The sequence below is a fragment of the Georgenia sp. 311 genome (assembly GCF_006151955.1).
Lineage (GTDB): Bacteria > Actinomycetota > Actinomycetes > Actinomycetales > Actinomycetaceae > Oceanitalea > Oceanitalea wutianyii.
Window position 1 is genome coordinate 1 of the sequence record NZ_VDFS01000048.1, and the last position, 16492, is coordinate 16492.

Below are 16492 nucleotides of genomic sequence, written 5' to 3' on the forward strand. Positions count from 1 at the left end.
CGGCGGCGGCAGACTGCCGCCGCCGGACCGCACCGAAGGAGGAGCAATGACGAACCACCTCGCTGAGCTCAGCGACCTCGGGGTCTCTGTCTGGCTGGACGACCTGTCGCGCGAGCGTCTCGAGGGTGGTGGCGCGCAGTCCCTGTCCTCCCTCATCGCCGACGACCACGTCGTCGGCGTGACGACCAACCCGTCGATCTTCGCCTCCGCGATGTCCGAGGGGACGCGCTACGACGCGGACCTCGCGCGGCTCGCCGGCGAGGGCGCCGACGTCCCCACCGCGATCACCTCCCTCACCACGGCCGACGTCCGCGCCGCCTGCGACTGCTTCGCCGAGGTGAGCGAGCGGTCCGACGGCGTCGACGGCCGGGTCTCCATCGAGGTCGACCCGTACCTCGCCCACGACACCGACGCCACCCTCGCCCAGGCGCGCGAGCTGTGGCGGCTCGTCGACCGCCGCAACCTCCTCGTCAAGGTCCCGGCGACGCTCGAGGGGCTGCCGGCGATCACCGCGGCCACCGCGGAGGGCATCAGCGTCAACGTCACCCTCATCTTCTCCCTCGACCGCTACCGCGCCGTCGCCCTCGCCTACGTCGACGGCCTCGAGCGGGCGCACGAGGCCGGCGTCGACCTCTCGACCATCCACTCGGTCGCCTCGTTCTTCGTCTCGCGCATCGACACGGCGATCGACGCCCGGCTCGACGAGCTCGACTCCGAGGACGCCCGCGCGCTGCGCGGGAAGGTGGCCGTCGCCAACGCCCGGCTCGCCCACGAGGCCTACGAGGAGATCTTCGGGACCGAGCGCTGGGCCGACCTCGCAGCGGCCGGGGCCCGGCCGCAACGCCTCCTGTGGGCCTCCACCGGCGTCAAGGACCCGGCCTACCCCGACACGAAGTACGTCGAGGAGCTCGTGGTCCCCGGCGTCGTCAACACGATGCCCGAGTCCACCCTCCGTGCGGTGGCCGACCACGCCCGGCTGAGCGGGGACACCGTCCACGGGCGCGAGGACGAGGCGCGCGAGGTGCTCGCCTCCCTCGAGCGGTACGGCATCTCCTACCGCGACGTCATGGAGGCCCTCGAGGCCGAGGGGGTGGCCAAGTTCCAGCAGAGCTGGGACGAGCTGGGCGAGCGGGTCCGGACGGGGCTCGAGGCTCCGGGCCGGCAGTGAGCCCCGTCGACGCGGTCGTCACCTGGGCCGGCGACGAGGGCGCCGCCGTCGTCGAGGTGAGCGCCACGGGCGACGCGGCAAAGGCCGTCCACGCCGTCGTGCCCGACCTGCTCGCCGACCGCGTCGCCTCCCGGGTCACCGCCCAGGACACGACCGTGTGGGGCGAGGAGCTCGCCGAGCACGTCGCGGACCGGCTGGGCTGGACCGACCTGCACCAGACCTCCCGGGGACTCGTCGAGCGGCTGGCCACGCTGCGCGCCGAGCTGCGTGCGGAGGGACTGGACCGGGTCGTCCTCGCCGGGATGGGGGGCTCCTCGCTCGCCGCCGAGGTCATCGCCGGCACGCTCGGCGTCCCGCTCACCGTCCTCGACTCGACGGCGCCCGCCGCCGTCGAACGTGCCCTCGGCGGCGACCTGCGCCACACGGTCCTCGTCGTGTCCTCGCGCTCGGGCACGACCGTGGAGACCGACTCGCACCGTCGCGCGTTCGTCGCGGCCCTGCGGGCCGAGGGGCTGGATCCCGGTCCCCACGTCGTCGTCGTCACCAAGCCGGGCTCCCCGCTCGAGGATCTCGCCCGCACCGAGGGCTACCGCGAGGTGTTCGCCGCCGACCCGCGGGTCGGCGGGCGATACTCCGCCCTGTCCGCCTACGGGCTCGTGCCCAGCGCCCTGGCCGGCGTCGACGTCGGCCGGCTGCTCGACGAGGCGGCCGAGGTCGCACCCTTCCTCGCCGAGGACACCGAGGCCAACCCCGCCCTCGTCCTCGCCGCCGCGCTCGTCGGCACCCGCCCGCTGCGCGGGACCGTCGCCCTCGTCGACGCCGGCAGCGGCCTGTACCACTTCGGTGACTGGGCCGAGGAGCTGCTCGCCGAGTCGCTCGGCAAGGACGGCCACGGGCTCGTCCCCGTCGTCGTCGACGCGACGGCGCCCGAGGCCACCGACCACGCCCCCGGCACGCTCCCCGTGCTCCTGAACCCGCTCCTCGACGACCACGACGCCGCGACCGCCGTCGAGGAGGTCGCCGACCCGTCGGTGCCCACCCGGCACGTCGCCGTCAGCGGCGAGTTCGAGACCGGCGCCCCGGTCGCGCCCACCGAGGTCACCGTCGCAGGCTCCCTCGGCGGGATGTTCCTCCTGTGGCAGTACGCCGTGTCGATCGCCGGACGCGTGGTCGGGGTCAACCCCTTCGACCAGCCGGACGTCGAGTCCACCAAGGCGGCCACCCGGGAGTTCCTCGGCGGCATGCCCTCCCTCGAGCCGCCCGCGTTCACCGACTCCGGCGTCGAGGTCCGGGCCACGCGCGCGCTGCTCGACGGCGCCCGGACCGTGCCCGACGCCGTCACCGCCCTGCTCGAGCGGCTCGACCCCGAGCACGGCTACCTCGCCGTCCTCGCCTACCTCGACCGGGAGGGGCGCGCCGCCGAGATGCTGCGCGGCGTGCGCGACCTCCTGGCCCGGCGCACCGGGCGCCCGGTGACCTTCGGCTGGGGCCCGCGTTACCTGCACTCCACGGGCCAGCTGCACAAGGGCGGCCCGCCCCACGGCGTCTTCCTCATGGTCACCGGCGGGCCGGCCTCCCACCTGGCCGTCCCGGGCCGTGACTTCGACTTCGCCGAGCTCGTCACCGCCCAGGCCGACGCCGATGCGCGGGTGCTCACGGGCCTCGGACGGCCGGTCCTGCGCCTGCGCGTGGACACCCCGGACGCTCTCGCCTGGCTCACCGGTAGTGTGTCGCGCCGTACCCCCTGACAGGGCCGTGAGGAGACCATGAGCACCGCACCGACCCCGCCCGGCAACCGCCTGCGCGATCCCCGAGACCGCCGTCTACCGCGCATTGCCGGGCCGGCCGGCCTGGTGATCTTCGGTGTGACCGGGGATCTGGCCAAGCGCAAGCTGCTGCCGGCCATCTACGACCTCGCGAACCGCGGGCTGCTCCCGCCGTCCTTCGCCCTCACCGGGTTCGCCCGGCGCGACTGGTCGACCGAGGACTTCGCCCAGATCGTCCACGACGCCGTGAGCGAGCACGCCCGCACGGAGTTCTCCGAGCGCACGTGGGAGCAGCTCGCCTCGGGCTTCCGCTTCGTCCAGGGCGAGTTCGACGACGACGCCGCCTTCGACGAGCTGGCCCGGACGGTCGCCGCGCTCGACGCAGAGCGGGGCACGGGCGGCAACCACGCCTTCTACCTCTCCGTGCCGCCGCGGTCCTTCCCGCTCGTGCTCAACCAGCTCAAGCGCTCCGGGCTGTCCCAGCCGAGCGCCGACACCTGGCGCCGCGTGGTCATCGAGAAGCCCTTCGGCCACAACCTCGAGTCCGCCCGCGAGCTCGACGCCGTCGTCTCCGAGGTCTTCCCGGAGGACTCCGTCTTCCGCATCGACCACTACCTGGGCAAGGAGACGGTCCAGAACATCCTCGCGATGCGGTTCGCCAACCAGCTCTTCGAGCCGGTGTGGAACAACCACTACGTCGACCACGTGCAGATCACGATGGCCGAGGACATCGGCATCGGCAGCCGCGCCGGCTACTACGACGGCATCGGCGCCGCCCGCGACGTCATCCAGAACCACCTCCTGCAGCTCCTCGCGCTCACCGCGATGGAGGAGCCCTTCTCCTTCGACGCCAACTCCCTGCGCCGCGAGAAGGAGAAGGTGCTCTCCGCCGTCCGGCTCGGGGACGACCTCGCGACCTCCACCGCCCGCGGGCAGTACGCCGCGGGGTGGCAGGGCGGGGAGCACGTGCGCGGCTACCTGGAGGAGAACGGCATCGGGTCGGACTCCATCACCGAGACCTACGCGGCCATGCGCCTGGAGGTCGACTCCCGACGCTGGGCGGGCGTCCCGTTCTACCTCCGCGCCGGCAAGCGGCTCGGACGACGCGTCACCGAGATCGCCGTCGTCTTCAAGCGGGCCCCGCACCTGCCCTTCGACCTCGGCGACTCCGGGGCGCTGGGCCAGAACGCGATCGTCTTCCGCGTCCAGCCGGACGAGGGCGTGACCATCCGGTTCGGGGCCAAGGTGCCGGGCACGGCGATGGAGGTGCGCGACGTGTCGATGGACTTCGGCTACGGCAACGCCTTCACCGAGAACTCCCCCGAGGCCTACGAGCGCCTCATCCTCGACGTCCTCCTCGGCGACCCGCCGCTCTTCCCCCACCAGCGCGAGGTCGAGCTCTCCTGGCAGATCCTCGACCCGATCACCGAGTACTGGGAGTCCGCCGGGCAGCCGGAGGCGTACGCGCCCGGCTCATGGGGCCCCGCCGGTTCCGACGAGATGCTGGCCCGCGACGGTCGTCGCTGGCGGATGCCGTAGGGAGACGACGACATGATCACCACGATGCGCGCCACCACCGCCGCGGCCGTGAGCGCCCGGCTGTCCGCGATGCGCCGCTCCAGCGGAGCCCACACCTTCACCCGGGTGCTCACCCTCATCATCGTCGCCGACGACCTCGACGGCGCCGAGCGCGGGATCAAGGCAGCCAACGGCGCCTCCCGTGAGCACCCGTGCCGGATCATCGCCGTCGTCGCCGGCTCCGGGGACCGCCCGGCGACCATCGACGCGCAGATCCGGGTCGGCGGGGACGCCGGCCTCAGCGAGGTCGTCATCCTCCAGCCGAGCGGCGAGCCGGCCGGCGCGATCGACACGCTCGTCATGCCGCTGCTCCTGCCCGACGCCCCGATCGTCGTGTGGTGGACCGGCCAGCCGCCCGCCGAGCCGAGCAAGGACCCGCTCGGGGCGATGGCCCAGCGGCGGATCACCGACGTCACCGCCTGCACCGACCCGCTCGCCACGCTGCGCTCCCTCGCCCCCGGCTACGCGCCGGGCGACACGGACCTCGCCTGGGCACGCGTCACGCTGTGGCGCGGCCTGCTCGCCGCGACCCTCGACGAGCCGCCGCACGAGCCGATCACCGGGGTGCGCGTCGTCGGGGCCCACCGCCGCCCCTCGGTGTACATCCTCGCCGCGTGGCTCGCCGAGTCGCTCGGCGTGCCGGTGGAGATCGGCATCGAGGAGTCCAGTGCCGTCACCCGCGTCGAGCTCGACCGCGACCGCGGGCCGATCACACTGAGCCGTCGTCCCGGCGGCAACGTCGCCGTCCTCACCCGTCCCGGGCGCATCGACCAGCGCATCAACCTGCCCGAGCGCACGCTGGCCGACTGCCTCACCGAGGAGCTGCGCCGGCTCGACGCCGACGAGACCTACGGCCGTGTCCTCACCCAGGGCCTGGCCCTCGTCCAGGAGGCGGAGCAGCAGTGACGGCCACCGACCACACGCACGTCGTCGTCCACCCGGACGCCGACCTCCTCGCCCGTGCGACCGCGTCACGGTTCCTCCTCGCGCTGATCGACGCGCAGTCGGTGACGAGCCCGGTGCACGTCGCCCTCACGGGCGGCAGCATCCTCGTCGACACGCTGCGTGCGGTCGCCGCCGACCCGCTGCGCGACGCGGTGGACTGGACCTCGGTGCACGTGTGGTGGGGCGACGAACGGTTCGCGCCGCAGGGCCACCCCGACCGCAACGACGGCGACGCCCATGCCGCCCTGTTCTCCGCGGTCCCGCTGCCGCCCGAGAACATCCACGCCGTCCCCGGTCCCGACCGGGTGGCCGACGTCGCCGCGGCCGCACGGGCCTACAGCGAGGAGCTGGAGCGCTACGCCCCGGAGGGGGCGCGCGTGCCCGAGCTCGCCGTCGTCCTCCTCGGGATGGGGCCGGACGGCCACGTCGCCTCCCTGTTCCCGGGCCGCCCGAGCCTCGACGTCGACGCGCTGGGCGCGCTGGCGGAGACGGACTCCCCCAAGCCGCCGCCGGAGCGCGTGAGCCTCACCCTGCCGACCCTGTGCTCGGCCCACCAGGTGTGGCTCGTCGTGTCCGGCGAGGGCAAGGCGCCCGCCGTGGCCGCCGCGCTGGCCGGCACGTCGCTCCCGGAGTCCCAGGGAGGCACTGACGGCGGCTCGAGCGTCCCCGCCGGTCGTGTCCGCGCCCGCGGCCGCACCCTCTGGCTCCTCGACCTCCCGGCGACCACAGCCCTCCCCACCGCCTGACTCTCCCTCCCCGCCGACAGCCGACTTCCGCCCGACAGCCGACTTCCGCCCGACAGCGGGATTGCGCGCGACAGCCGACTTCCGCCCGACAGCGGGATTCCGCGTGACAGCGGACTTCCGCACAGACTCCGACGTCTGCAGTGTCCGCTGCTAGGACTGAACGAGACGTCGCCGCCACTATCTGCGAGACCAATGCAGATCCTGGGCATCAAGCGGCACAAGCGGCATCACCAGCCGGCAACTCCGCGTTCGCGAGAAACTCGGCTGTCGCGAGGAAGTCGGCTCTCGCGCACAAGTCGACTGTCGGGAGAAACTCGGCTGTCGCGAGGAAGTCGGCTCTCGCGCACAAGTCGACTGTCGGGAGAAACTCGGCTGTCGCGCGCAACCCGGCTCTCGCGCACAAGTCGGCTGTCGGCGGAGCTGGGGCGCATGCGGGGTGGGCACCGGCCGGCAGCGGCGTTGCTGGCCGGGCAGGTGCTGCTGCGGGCGCGGGGTGGTTCCGCGCCCGCGGGCGTCGTGCTCTAGCGGTCGCGGGTGGAGACGCCGCTGCGGCGGGCGCGGAGGGCGGTGAGCGCCTCCTCCAGCAGGGCCTCGCCGTCGGCGTCGGTGCGCCGCTCCTTCACGTAGGCCAGGTGGGTCTTGTAGGGCTCGTTCTTCGGCGCCTCGGGCGGCGCCTCACGGTCCTGCCCGGCGGGCAGCCCGCAGCGCGGGCAGTCCCAGGTCTCCGGGATGACGATCTCCGGCTCCTTGGCGAAGCTCGGACGCGTCTCGTGCGCGTTCGCGCACCAGTAGGACACCCGGACCCGCGGCGCCGCCTCACCGCGCTCCGTCTCGCCCATGGGCCCTGCCCCGACCCGCGAGCCGCGGATCGCGCTACCTCCAGCCATGTCCCTCTCCCCCGCTCAGACGAACCGCTGCATCAGGCCGAGCAGCACGATGACCGTGGCCCAGATGACCGAGATGCCGATGGTGATGCGGTTGAGGTTCCGCTCCGCCACACCCGAGGAGCCGATCGAGGAGCTGATGCCACCACCGAACATGTCCGACAGGCCACCGCCCTTCCCCTTGTGCATGAGAATGGACAGGATGAGGAAGATGCTGGTGAGAACCAGCACCACCTGCAGGGCGATCCGGAGTGCATCCACGAGCCTGCGGCTCCTTTCGAAGGTCGGGCGGGCGCGGCTCAGCCGCAACCCGTCAAGGATAGGTGATCCGGGCGACGTCCGGGACCACCTTCCGCCCGGGACACGCCAGGTCCCCGGCCGGTGACCCGGCCGGGGACCATGTCGGTGTCTCGTCAGGCGTGCTGCTGGTAGCGCGCGATCGCCGCGAACTCCTCGGCCTGGAGGCTCGCGCCGCCCACGAGGGCGCCGTCGACGTCCTCCTTGGCCATGATCGAGGCGACGTTCCCGGACTTCACAGAGCCGCCGTACAGGACGCGCACGGTGTCGGCGACGTCCTGGTCGTACAGCTCCGCGAGACGGGTGCGGATCGCGCCGCAGACCTCCTGCGCGTCCTCCGGGGTCGCGACCTCACCGGTCCCGATCGCCCAGACGGGCTCGTAGGCGATGACGGTCTTCTTCGCGGCGTCGGCGTCGAGGCCGGCGTACGCGCCGTCGACCTGCGCCAGGGTGTAGGAGACCTGGTCGCCCGCCTTGCGGACGTCCAGCCCCTCCCCGACGCAGATGATCGGGGTGATGCCGTGGCCGAGTGCCGCCTTCGCCTTGGCGCCGACGAGGGCGTCGTCCTCGGCGTGGTACTGCCGGCGCTCGGAGTGCCCGACGACGACGTAGCTCGCGCCCAGCTTGGCGAGCATCGTGCCGGAGATCTCACCGGTGTAGGCACCCTTCTCCTGGGCGGAGACGTCCTGGGCGCCGTAGCGGATCTGCAGCTTGTCGCCGTCCACGAGGGTCTGCACGGAGCGCAGGTCGGTGAACGGGGGCAGGACGACGACCTCGACGGCGTCGTAGTCGTGGCCCTTGTCCTTGAGCTCCCACGCGAGCTTCTGCACCAGGTGCGTGGCCTCGTGGTGGTCGAGGTTCATCTTCCAGTTGCCCGCCATGAGCGGGGTGCGGTTCGCCATGAGGTCAGTCTCCCAGAACCGCGACGCCCGGGAGCTCCTTGCCCTCGAGGAACTCGAGGCTGGCGCCGCCACCCGTGGAGATGTGGTCGAACTTCGACTCGTCGAAGCCGAGGATGCGCACGGCAGCGGCGGAGTCGCCACCGCCGACGATCGTGAAGCCGGCCGCGTCCTGCATCGCCTGGGCGACGGCCTTGGTGCCGTTGGCGAAGGCGTCGAACTCGAAGACGCCCATCGGGCCGTTCCAGACGATGGTCCTCGCCTGGGCGATCTTGTCGGCGAACAGCTTGGCGGACTCGGGGCCGATGTCCAGGCCCATCTGGTCGGCCGGGATCGCGTCGGCCGGCACGACGGTCGCGGGGGCGTCGGCCTTGAACTCGGGTGCCACGACGATGTCGACGGGCAGGACGATCTCGACGCCGTTGGCCTCCGCGTCGCGCAGGTAGCCCTTGACGGCCTCGATCTGGTCCTCCTCGAGGAGCGAGGTGCCCACCGAGTAGCCCTTGGCCGCGAGGAAGGTGAAGACCATGCCGCCACCGATGAGGAGCTCGTCGGCCTTGGTGAGCAGGTTGCCGATGACGCCGAGCTTGTCGGACACCTTCGAGCCACCGAGGACGACGGCGTAGGGACGCTCGGGGTTGCCGGTCGCCTTGCTCAGGGAGTCGATCTCCTTGAAGACGAGCTTGCCGGCCGCGTGCGGCAGGCGCTTGGCGACGTCGTAGACGCTGGCCTGCTTGCGGTGCACGACGCCGAAGCCGTCGGAGACGAAGGCGTCGGCGAGGGAGGCGAGCTCGTCGGCCAGGGCGCCGCGCTCGGCGTCGTCCTTGGACGTCTCGCGGGGGTCGAACCGGATGTTCTCCAGGAGCAGCACCTCGCCCTCGCCGAGGGCATCGGCCTTGGCCTTGGCGTCCTCGCCGACGGTGTCGGCGGCCAGGGTCACGGGCTTGCCGAGGAGCTCGCCCAGCCGCTGCGCGACGGGGGCGAGGGAGTACTTCGGGTCAGGGCTGCCCTTGGGGCGGCCGAGGTGAGCGGTGATGATGACCTTCGCGCCGGCGTCGAGCAGCTCGGTCAGCGTCGGCAGCGCGGCGCGGATGCGCCCGTCGTCGGTGATGGTCGTCCCGTCGAGGGGGACGTTGAAGTCGGAGCGGACGAGCACGCGCTTGCCGCGCAGGTCGCCCAAGGTGTCGATGGTCTTCATGGCTCTCCAGGTGCTGGGTGCGGACAGACGAACGTCCGCGTGCGCCGGGCGTTCGGCGGCACGCGGACGTCCGTTCACTGCAGGGTGAGGACGGGGAGCCTCAGAGGCGCTCGCCCACGTAGGTCGCGAGGCCGACGAGCGAGGCGGAGTAGCCGTACTCGTTGTCGTACCAGCTGAGCACCTTGACCTGGTCGCCGATCACCTTGGTGAGGCCGGCGTCGAAGATCGAGGTGTGCGGGTCGCCCACGATGTCGCTGGAGACGATCGGGTCCTCGGTGTACTTGAGGATGCCCTTGAGCTCCGGGGACTCCGCGGCGGCCTTCATCGCGGCGTTGATCTCCTCGACCGTGACCCCCTCCTTCTCCACGGTGAAGGTGAGGTCGGTGGCCGAGCCGGTCGGGGTGGGAACGCGCATGGCGTAGCCGTCCAGCTTGCCCTTGAGCTCGGGCAGCACGAGCGCGACGGCCTTGGCCGCACCGGTGGTGGTCGGGACCATGTTGAGGGCGGCGGCGCGGGCGCGACGCAGGTCGCGGTGCGGGCCGTCCTGGAGGTTCTGGTCGGCCGTGTAGGCGTGGATGGTCGTCATGAGGCCGCGGACGATGCCGAAGTTCTCGTGGAGGACCTTCGCCATCGGCGCGAGGCAGTTGGTGGTGCAGGACGCGTTGGAGAAGATGTTGTGCTTCTCCGGGTCGTAATCGGTGTGGTTGACACCCATGACGAAGGTGGCGTCCACGTCCTTGCCGGGCGCGGAGATGATGACCTTCTTGGCCCCACCCTCGAGGTGCGCCTTGGCGGCCTCGCCGCTCACGAAGCGGCCGGTGGACTCGATGACGATGTCCGCGCCGATCTCACCCCACGGCAGCTTGGCCGGGTCCTTCTCGGCCAGCGCACGGACCTTGCGGCCACCGACGGTGATGCTGTCCTCGTCGTAGGTGACGTCCTCGGCCAGCACGCCCATCACGGAGTCGTACTTGAGGAGGTGAGCGAGGGTCTTGTTGTCGGTGAGGTCGTTGACACCGACGATCTCGATGTCCGCACCCGAGTTGAGCACGGCGCGGAAGAAGCTGCGGCCGATGCGGCCGAAGCCGTTGATACCGACGCGGATGGTCACTATGTCCTCCTCCAGTGCGCCGGTAGGCGCACGCATGTCGTCTGAAGTTGTTGCTGCTGCGCTCGAAGCGCTGCACCGGGTCCGCCAAGAGCGGCGGGCCTTCCGGATGGTTCCCAACCTACACCGGGACAAAAGGGACCGCAGGGACGTAGGTCCGAGCTTTCGCCGTCCGGAATGTCCGCCCCGCGCGAACGGCGCGCGGGGGTGTGAGGCGCTTCACGCGCAGGAGCGGCGTGGCGCCCTGGACGTCTCAGAGGTCGAGCATGTCCGGGGTGAGAACGGCCTCCGTGTCGACGATCCCGAGCTCGTGGGCGCGCTTGTCGGCCATGGCGAGCAGCCGCCGGATGCGCCCGGCGATCGCGTCCTTCGTCAGCGGCGGGTCGGACAGCGCACCGAGCTCCTCGAGGCTGGCCTGCTTGTGCGCCAGGCGCAGCTGCCCGGCCTGGTAGAGGTGGTCGGGGACGCCGTCGCCGAGGATCTCGAACGCGCGCTCGACGCGGGCCCCGGCGGCGACGGCCGCGCGGGCGGAGCGGCGCAGGTTCGCGTCGTCGAAGTTCGCCAGCCGGTTGGCCGTCCCACGGACCTCGCGGCGGGTACGCCGCTCCTCCCAGGTGAGGACGGCGTCGTGGGCGCCCATCCGGGCGAGCATGGCGCTGATGTCGTCGCCGTCGCGGATGACGACGCGATCGACCCCGCGGACCTCGCGGGCCTTGGCGCTGATGCCGAGCCGGCGGGCGGCGCCGACGAGCGCGAGAGCCGCCTCGGGGCCCGGGCAGGTGATCTCCAGGGCGGAGGAGCGTCCGGGCTCGGTGAGCGAGCCGCGGGCGAGGAACGCGCCGCGCCAGGCGGCGACGGACTCCCCCACCCCGGCGGAGACGACGGCGGGCGGCAGGCCGCGCACGGGGCGGCCGCGGCCGTCGAGCAGGCCGGTCTGGCGCGCGAGGGACTCCCCGTCCTTGACGACGCGGACGACGTAGCGGTTGCCGCGCTTGAGGCCACCGCCGGAGACGACGACGACGTCGCTCGTGTGGCCGTACAGCTCGGCCATGGCCTGGCGCAGCCGACGGGCCGCGACGCCGAGGTCGAGCTCGGCCTCGATGACGATCCGGCCCGAGATGATGTGGAGCCCGCCGGCGAAGCGCAGCGTCGCGGCGACCTCGGCCTTGCGTGCCGACACCTTGTCCACCTGCAGCCGGGCAAGCTCGTCCTTGACGGACGCCGTCAGCGACATGGCCGACTTCCTCCCACTCACTGTGCCCCCTGGTTCCTGCGCCGCGGGTCGTGGCGCACCCTGCACGATCTCACGACCCACGGCGTGCTCAGCCCTGCTCGGCGGTGGTCTCCCCCACATCACCGAGTACGTCGTCGAAGGCATCACGGTACGCCGCGGCGAGCCGCAGCGGGTCGTGTCGCGGGGTCCCGTCCCCGGCTGCCACCTGGCGTAGCAGCACCTGCGCGCCGAGGGTGCGGGCGGCTTCCAGCAGCTCGTCGAGGTCGTCCCCGACGGCGGCCGGGTCGGCGATGACGACGTCGAGCCGCATGTCGGGCGCGTGCTCGAGGAACGTGCGCAGGTGGTCGGCCGCGGACATGCCCTCGGTCTCCCCCGGCTGGGCGGAGAGGTTGAGGGTGAGCGCCCGGCGCGCGTCCGTCTCCTCCAGGGCGCGGGCGAGCTCGGGCACGAGGAGGTGCGGGATGACCGAGGTGTACCAGGAGCCCGGCCCGAGGACGACCCACTCGGCGTCGCGCACGGCGCGCACCGCCTCGGGGTGCGCCGGCGGGTCGTCGGGGATGAGGCGGACGGACTCGATGCCCCCGCTCGTCACCGCCACACGGGACTGGCCGCGCACGGTGTGCAGGTGGTCCGAGCCGGCGAGGTGCACCTGCGCCTCGATGTCCAGCGGCACGGAGGCCATCGGCAGGACACGCCCGCGCACGCCGAGCAGCCGTCCGACCCAGGCGAGGCCGTCGGCCTCGTCACCGAGCAGCTCCCACAGGGCGATGATGAGCAGGTTGCCCACCGCGTGGCCGTCGAGCGGGCCACCGGAACGGAAGCGGTGCTGCAGGACGTCGCGCCAGGTGAGACCCCACTCCGACTCGTCGCACAGGGCGGCCAGAGCCATGCGCAGGTCACCCGGCGGCAGCTTGCCGAGCTCGACCCGCAGCCGCCCGGAGGAGCCCCCGTCGTCGGCGACCGTGACGACGGCGGTGATGTCGCTCGACACGTGCCGCAGGGCGCCGAGCGTCGCCGCCAGGCCGTGGCCGCCACCCAGCGCCACGACACGTGGCCCCCGGCCGGCCCCCCCGAGGGCGGGCCACGGATCGGTCGTCACTCGCGCCCCACGTCGCGGTGCAGCGTGCGGACCCGCAGCCCGTTGGAGCGCAGCCCCTCGGCGATCGCCTCGGAGATGGCGACCGACCGGTGGCGTCCGCCGGTGCAGCCGACCGCGATCGTCACGTAGTGCTTGAGCTCGCGCTCGTACCCGGCGATCGCCGGCAGGAGCGTCTTCACGTAGTTGTCGACGAACTCCTCCGCGCCCGGCTGGTCGAGGACGTAGCGGTTGACCGCCTCGTCCTTGCCGGACAGGTGGCGCAGCTCGGTGACCCAGTACGGGTTGGACAGGAAGCGCACGTCGACGACGTGGTCGGCGTCCAGCGGCAGCCCGTGCTTGAAGCCGAAGGACACGAGGGTGATCTGGACGGGCTGGGCGGCGTCCTCACCGAGCCGCTGGCGGATGTGGCGCGCGAGGTCGTACGGGCTGAAACTCGTCGTGTCGATGATCGTGTCGGCGCGGCGCCGCAGCTCGGCGAGCAGCTCGCGCTCCCGGGCGATCCCGTCGAGGATGCGCCCGTCGCCCTGGAGCGGGTGGGCGCGGCGGACCTGCTCGTAGCGCCGGACGAGCTCGGCGTCGTCGGCCTCGAGGAAGAGGATCCGGTAGTCCGTGCCGTGCCGGCGCAGCTCGTCGAGGATGTTGACGAGCTCGGCGAAGAACTCCCCGCTGCGGACGTCGACGACGGCGGCCAGGCGCTTCACGCCGCTGTCGGAGGCCGACATCATGCGGGCGAGCGGCTCGAGCATCCGCGGGGGCAGGTTGTCGACGACGAACCAGTCCATGTCCTCGAGCGTGTTCGCCACCCGGGTGCGGCCCGCACCGGACATGCCGGTGATGATGAGCAGCTCGCGGCGGTCCACCTCGGGGGGCGGTGTGCTCTCGTCGAGGGCCGGGATGCCCTCCGGCACGGTGGGCGGTCCTTGGTCCTCGGGCAGCCCACGGGCCACCGCGTCTGCTCCTGCGCTCGTCATGTTCCTAGGATGCCAGGCCGGGCCCGGGGCCGTCGGCGGAGCCGGACGCGGCCCCGGCCGGCTCGGGCGTGGGCGCGGAGCCGGCGGCGTCCGGGGAGGCGCCGTCGGCCGGACTGGCGGCGGTCGGGGCGGTGGGGGTCGTGCGCAGCGCGTCGACGACGGCCTGCGCGGTCCGCAGCCCGACGCCCTTGACCGCGGCGATCTCCTCCGGCGTCGCCCGGCGCAGGTTGGCCACCGAGCCGAAGTGCGCGAGCAGCGCCTTCTGCCGCGTGGGGCCCAGGCCGGGGACGTCGTCGAGCACAGAACGGGTCATCGCCTTGCTGCGCCGACCACGGTGCGCGGTGATCGCGAAGCGGTGGGCCTCGTCGCGCAGCCGCTGGAGCAGGTAGAGGCCGGCGCTCGTCCGTGGCAGGACGATGGGGAAGTCCTCCCCGGGCAGCCACACCTCCTCCAGCCGCTTGGCGAGGCCGACGAGTGCGACGTCCTCGACGCCGAGCTCGTCGAACACCCGCTGGGCCGCGTTCACCTGGGGCTGGCCGCCGTCGACGACGACGAGGTTGGGCGGGTAGGCGAAGCGCGACGGGCGACCGGTCTCGGGGTCGACGGGGCCCGAGACGAGGGGCTTGCCGTCGTCGTCGGTGGCTTCCTCGCGCGCGGTGCGGTAGTTGCGGAAGCGGCGCGAGAGGACCTCGGCGATGGCCTCGGTGTCGTCCCGGGCGCCGCTGCCGTCGGCACCGCGCACGATGAACCGGCGGTAGGCGCTCTTGCGGGGCAGGCCGTCCTCGAAGACGACCATCGAGCCCACCTGGTGGGTGCCCTGGGTGTGGGAGATGTCGTAGCACTCGATGCGCAGCGGCGCCTCCGGCAGGTCGAGCGCCTCGGTGAGGTCCGACAGCGCCTGGGACCGGCTGGTGAGGTCCCCCGCACGCCGGGTCTTGTGGAGGACGAGGGCGTGCTCGGCGTTGCGCCGGACGGTCTGCGCGAGCGCGCGCTTGTCGCCGCGTCGCGGGACGCGGACGTCGACGTTCGCGCCCCGCAGGCCGCGCAGCCAGGTCGTCACCTGGTCGACGTCCGGCGGGAGGACGGGGACGAGGACCTCGCGCGGGACGGCGGTGCTGCGGGTCGCGGTCCGTTCCTCGGCGTCGGGGTCGATGTCGCCGTAGACCTGCTGGAGCAGGCGCTCGACGAGCTCGCCGTCGTCGAGCTCCTCGACCTTCTCCACCACCCAGCCCCGCTGGCCGCGCACCCGTCCGTCGCGCACGTGGAAGACCTGGACGGAGGCCTCGAGCTCGTCGGAGGCCATGGCGAAGACGTCGGCGTCCGTGCCGTCGGGCAGGACGACCTCGTTCTTCTCCACCACCCGCTGCATCGCGCCGAGGTCGTCGCGCAGCCGTGCGGCGCGCTCGAAGTCGAGGGCGGCGGCGGCGGAGCGCATCTCCTGCTCGAGACGACGGACGAACGGCCGCGTCTGGCCGCCCATGAACGTGCAGAAGTCCTGGGCGAGGGCGCGGTGGTCCTCCGGGGAGATGCGCCCGACGCACGGCGCGGAGCACTTGTCGATGTAGCCGAGGAGGCACGGGCGCCCGGCCCGCTCGGCGCGCCGGTAGACCCCGGCGGAGCACGTGCGGATGGGGAAGACACGGAGCATGAGGTCGACGGTCTCCCGGATCGCCCAGGCGTGGCCGTAGGGGCCGAAGTACCGGTTGCCCTTGCGCTTGGCGCCGCGCATGACCATGGCGCGCGGGATCTCCTCCGACATCGTCACCGCGAGGTACGGGTAGGACTTGTCGTCGCGGTACTTGACGTTGAACCGAGGGTCGTACTCCTTGATCCAGGAGTACTCGAGTGCGAGGGAGGCCACCTCGGTCTCGACGACGGTCCACTCCACCGACGCCGCCGTCGTCACCATCTGGCGGGTGCGCGGGTGCAGGCCGGCGACGTCCTGGAAGTAGCTGTTCAGCCGGTTGCGGAGGTTCTTCGCCTTGCCGACGTAGATGACCCGGCCGTGCGCGTCGCGGAAGCGGTAGACCCCCGGTGAGGTGGGGATCTCCGACGGACGCGGGCGGTAGGTGGAAGGGTCGGCCATGCCCCTCAGCCTACGTTCGGCTCCACCGCGGGAGGTGCGGGCTGCACCCGGACGGGGCAGGCGAGAGAGCGGACGATGTGGTTCTGCGCCCGGGCGTCCTCGTGCAGCCGCGCCGCGGCCTCGTCGCTGATCGGCTGGGCGTAGGTCACCCGCGGACGCAGCACGATGTCGGAGAACGGGCCGGAGTTCGAGCCCTCGACCCGCTCGGTCGCCGTCGCGACGTCCGTGTAGCCGACGACGACGACACCGTGCGCCGCCGCCGTGCGCAGGAACCAGAGCATCTGTGCCTGGGAGACGGCGCCGACGAAGAGCTCCTCGGCCTTGTACCGGGCGACGTCGGAGGCGACCTTGCGGTCGGACGTCGCGAGGAGGGTCGGCTTGCCCTCGACACGGACCTCGTGGTCCCGCGAGTAGGACGTGTAGCTCCTGGTGCCGACCTCGTCCGCGCCGGTCCAGTCGACGGTCACCGTGTAGGTGTGCAGTGCTCCCATGACCTCACCCTAGCCGGGCGTG

Annotated in this window: 15 protein-coding genes; 5 read left to right on the forward strand and 10 right to left on the reverse strand. The window is 72.6% G+C overall.

Annotated features, from left to right (window positions below; translation table 11 throughout):
- Positions 1-46 precede the first annotated feature (46 nt).
- Genes tal through pgl form a run of 5 tightly spaced genes read left to right on the forward strand, consistent with a single transcriptional unit; the run spans position 47 to position 6203 of the window.
- On the forward strand, positions 47-1168 hold the full coding sequence (tal, locus tag FHE66_RS10355; protein WP_139072887.1) for a transaldolase: 1122 nt from the start codon (positions 47-49) through the stop codon (positions 1166-1168).
- Positions 1165-2916, forward strand: a complete 1752-nt coding sequence (locus tag FHE66_RS10360) for a glucose-6-phosphate isomerase (RefSeq protein WP_139072888.1) — start codon at positions 1165-1167, stop codon at positions 2914-2916. Before tal ends, FHE66_RS10360 begins: the two co-directional genes overlap by 4 nt.
- A gap of 18 nt (positions 2917-2934) precedes the next feature.
- A complete protein-coding gene (zwf, locus tag FHE66_RS10365; protein WP_139072889.1) occupies positions 2935-4473 on the forward strand; it encodes a glucose-6-phosphate dehydrogenase in 1539 nt (512 codons plus the stop codon).
- A gap of 12 nt (positions 4474-4485) precedes the next feature.
- Complete coding sequence (locus tag FHE66_RS10370) at positions 4486-5418, forward strand: glucose-6-phosphate dehydrogenase assembly protein OpcA (protein ID WP_139072890.1); 933 nt, start codon at positions 4486-4488, stop codon at positions 5416-5418.
- Positions 5415-6203: a 6-phosphogluconolactonase gene (gene pgl / locus FHE66_RS10375; RefSeq protein ID WP_139072891.1), complete on the forward strand. Its 789-nt coding sequence runs from the start codon at positions 5415-5417 to the stop codon at positions 6201-6203. Before FHE66_RS10370 ends, pgl begins: the two co-directional genes overlap by 4 nt.
- A gap of 521 nt (positions 6204-6724) precedes the next feature.
- On the opposite strand, the gene FHE66_RS10380 is transcribed toward pgl, so the two are convergent.
- The 10 genes from FHE66_RS10380 to FHE66_RS10425 all read right to left on the reverse strand — a co-directional run bounded on the left by FHE66_RS10380 (position 6725) and on the right by FHE66_RS10425 (position 16470).
- Positions 6725-7090, reverse strand: coding sequence for an RNA polymerase-binding protein RbpA (locus tag FHE66_RS10380; RefSeq protein ID WP_139072892.1), 366 nt, complete (start codon positions 7088-7090; stop codon positions 6725-6727).
- A 15-nt stretch (positions 7091-7105) separates the two neighbouring features.
- Positions 7106-7348: a preprotein translocase subunit SecG gene (gene secG / locus FHE66_RS10385; protein ID WP_139072893.1), complete on the reverse strand. Its 243-nt coding sequence runs from the start codon at positions 7346-7348 to the stop codon at positions 7106-7108.
- A gap of 152 nt (positions 7349-7500) precedes the next feature.
- Positions 7501-8286 carry a triose-phosphate isomerase gene (gene tpiA / locus FHE66_RS10390; RefSeq protein WP_139072894.1) on the reverse strand — a complete coding sequence of 262 codons (786 nt, stop codon included), beginning with the start codon at positions 8284-8286 and terminating at the stop codon, positions 7501-7503.
- Between the two features lie 4 nt (positions 8287-8290).
- The gene (gene pgk / locus FHE66_RS10395) at positions 8291-9481 is read right to left on the reverse strand and encodes a phosphoglycerate kinase (RefSeq protein WP_139072895.1); all 1191 of its coding nucleotides are present in this window, start codon (positions 9479-9481) and stop codon (positions 8291-8293) included.
- A gap of 100 nt (positions 9482-9581) precedes the next feature.
- Positions 9582-10592: a type I glyceraldehyde-3-phosphate dehydrogenase gene (gap, locus tag FHE66_RS10400; protein ID WP_139072896.1), complete on the reverse strand. Its 1011-nt coding sequence runs from the start codon at positions 10590-10592 to the stop codon at positions 9582-9584.
- A gap of 250 nt (positions 10593-10842) precedes the next feature.
- A complete protein-coding gene (gene whiA / locus FHE66_RS10405) occupies positions 10843-11823 on the reverse strand; it encodes a DNA-binding protein WhiA (protein WP_139072897.1) in 981 nt (326 codons plus the stop codon).
- Positions 11824-11911: 88 nt separating this feature from the next.
- Positions 11912-12922 (reverse strand): uridine diphosphate-N-acetylglucosamine-binding protein YvcK, encoded by a 1011-nt coding sequence (yvcK, locus tag FHE66_RS10410; RefSeq protein WP_139072898.1) that lies wholly within the window; start codon positions 12920-12922, stop codon positions 11912-11914.
- Entirely contained in the window at positions 12919-13893 is a 975-nt protein-coding gene (rapZ, locus tag FHE66_RS10415) for an RNase adapter RapZ (RefSeq protein ID WP_139072899.1), read from the reverse strand. Before rapZ ends, yvcK begins: the two co-directional genes overlap by 4 nt.
- Before the next feature lie 4 nt (positions 13894-13897).
- Complete coding sequence (gene uvrC / locus FHE66_RS10420; RefSeq protein WP_139072900.1) at positions 13898-15979, reverse strand: excinuclease ABC subunit UvrC; 2082 nt, start codon at positions 15977-15979, stop codon at positions 13898-13900.
- Between the two features lie 5 nt (positions 15980-15984).
- Complete coding sequence (locus tag FHE66_RS10425; protein WP_139072901.1) at positions 15985-16470, reverse strand: OsmC family protein; 486 nt, start codon at positions 16468-16470, stop codon at positions 15985-15987.
- Positions 16471-16492 lie beyond the last annotated feature (22 nt).

What these genes read in the sequence shown, in the direction of transcription:
- tal (WP_139072887.1), top strand. Translation starts at nt 47, where the DNA reads ATGACGAACCACCTCGCTGAGCTCAGCGACCTCGGGGTCTCTGTCTGG.
- uvrC (WP_139072900.1), bottom strand. Translation starts at nt 15,979, where the DNA reads ATGGCCGACCCTTCCACCTACCGCCCGCGTCCGTCGGAGATCCCCACC.
- FHE66_RS10370 (WP_139072890.1), top strand. Translation starts at nt 4,486, where the DNA reads ATGATCACCACGATGCGCGCCACCACCGCCGCGGCCGTGAGCGCCCGG.
- zwf (WP_139072889.1), top strand. Translation starts at nt 2,935, where the DNA reads ATGAGCACCGCACCGACCCCGCCCGGCAACCGCCTGCGCGATCCCCGA.
- FHE66_RS10425 (WP_139072901.1), bottom strand. Translation starts at nt 16,470, where the DNA reads ATGGGAGCACTGCACACCTACACGGTGACCGTCGACTGGACCGGCGCG.
- whiA (WP_139072897.1), bottom strand. Translation starts at nt 11,823, where the DNA reads ATGTCGCTGACGGCGTCCGTCAAGGACGAGCTTGCCCGGCTGCAGGTG.
- FHE66_RS10380 (WP_139072892.1), bottom strand. Translation starts at nt 7,090, where the DNA reads ATGGCTGGAGGTAGCGCGATCCGCGGCTCGCGGGTCGGGGCAGGGCCC.
- tpiA (WP_139072894.1), bottom strand. Translation starts at nt 8,286, where the DNA reads ATGGCGAACCGCACCCCGCTCATGGCGGGCAACTGGAAGATGAACCTC.
- rapZ (WP_139072899.1), bottom strand. Translation starts at nt 13,893, where the DNA reads ATGACGAGCGCAGGAGCAGACGCGGTGGCCCGTGGGCTGCCCGAGGAC.
- pgk (WP_139072895.1), bottom strand. Translation starts at nt 9,481, where the DNA reads ATGAAGACCATCGACACCTTGGGCGACCTGCGCGGCAAGCGCGTGCTC.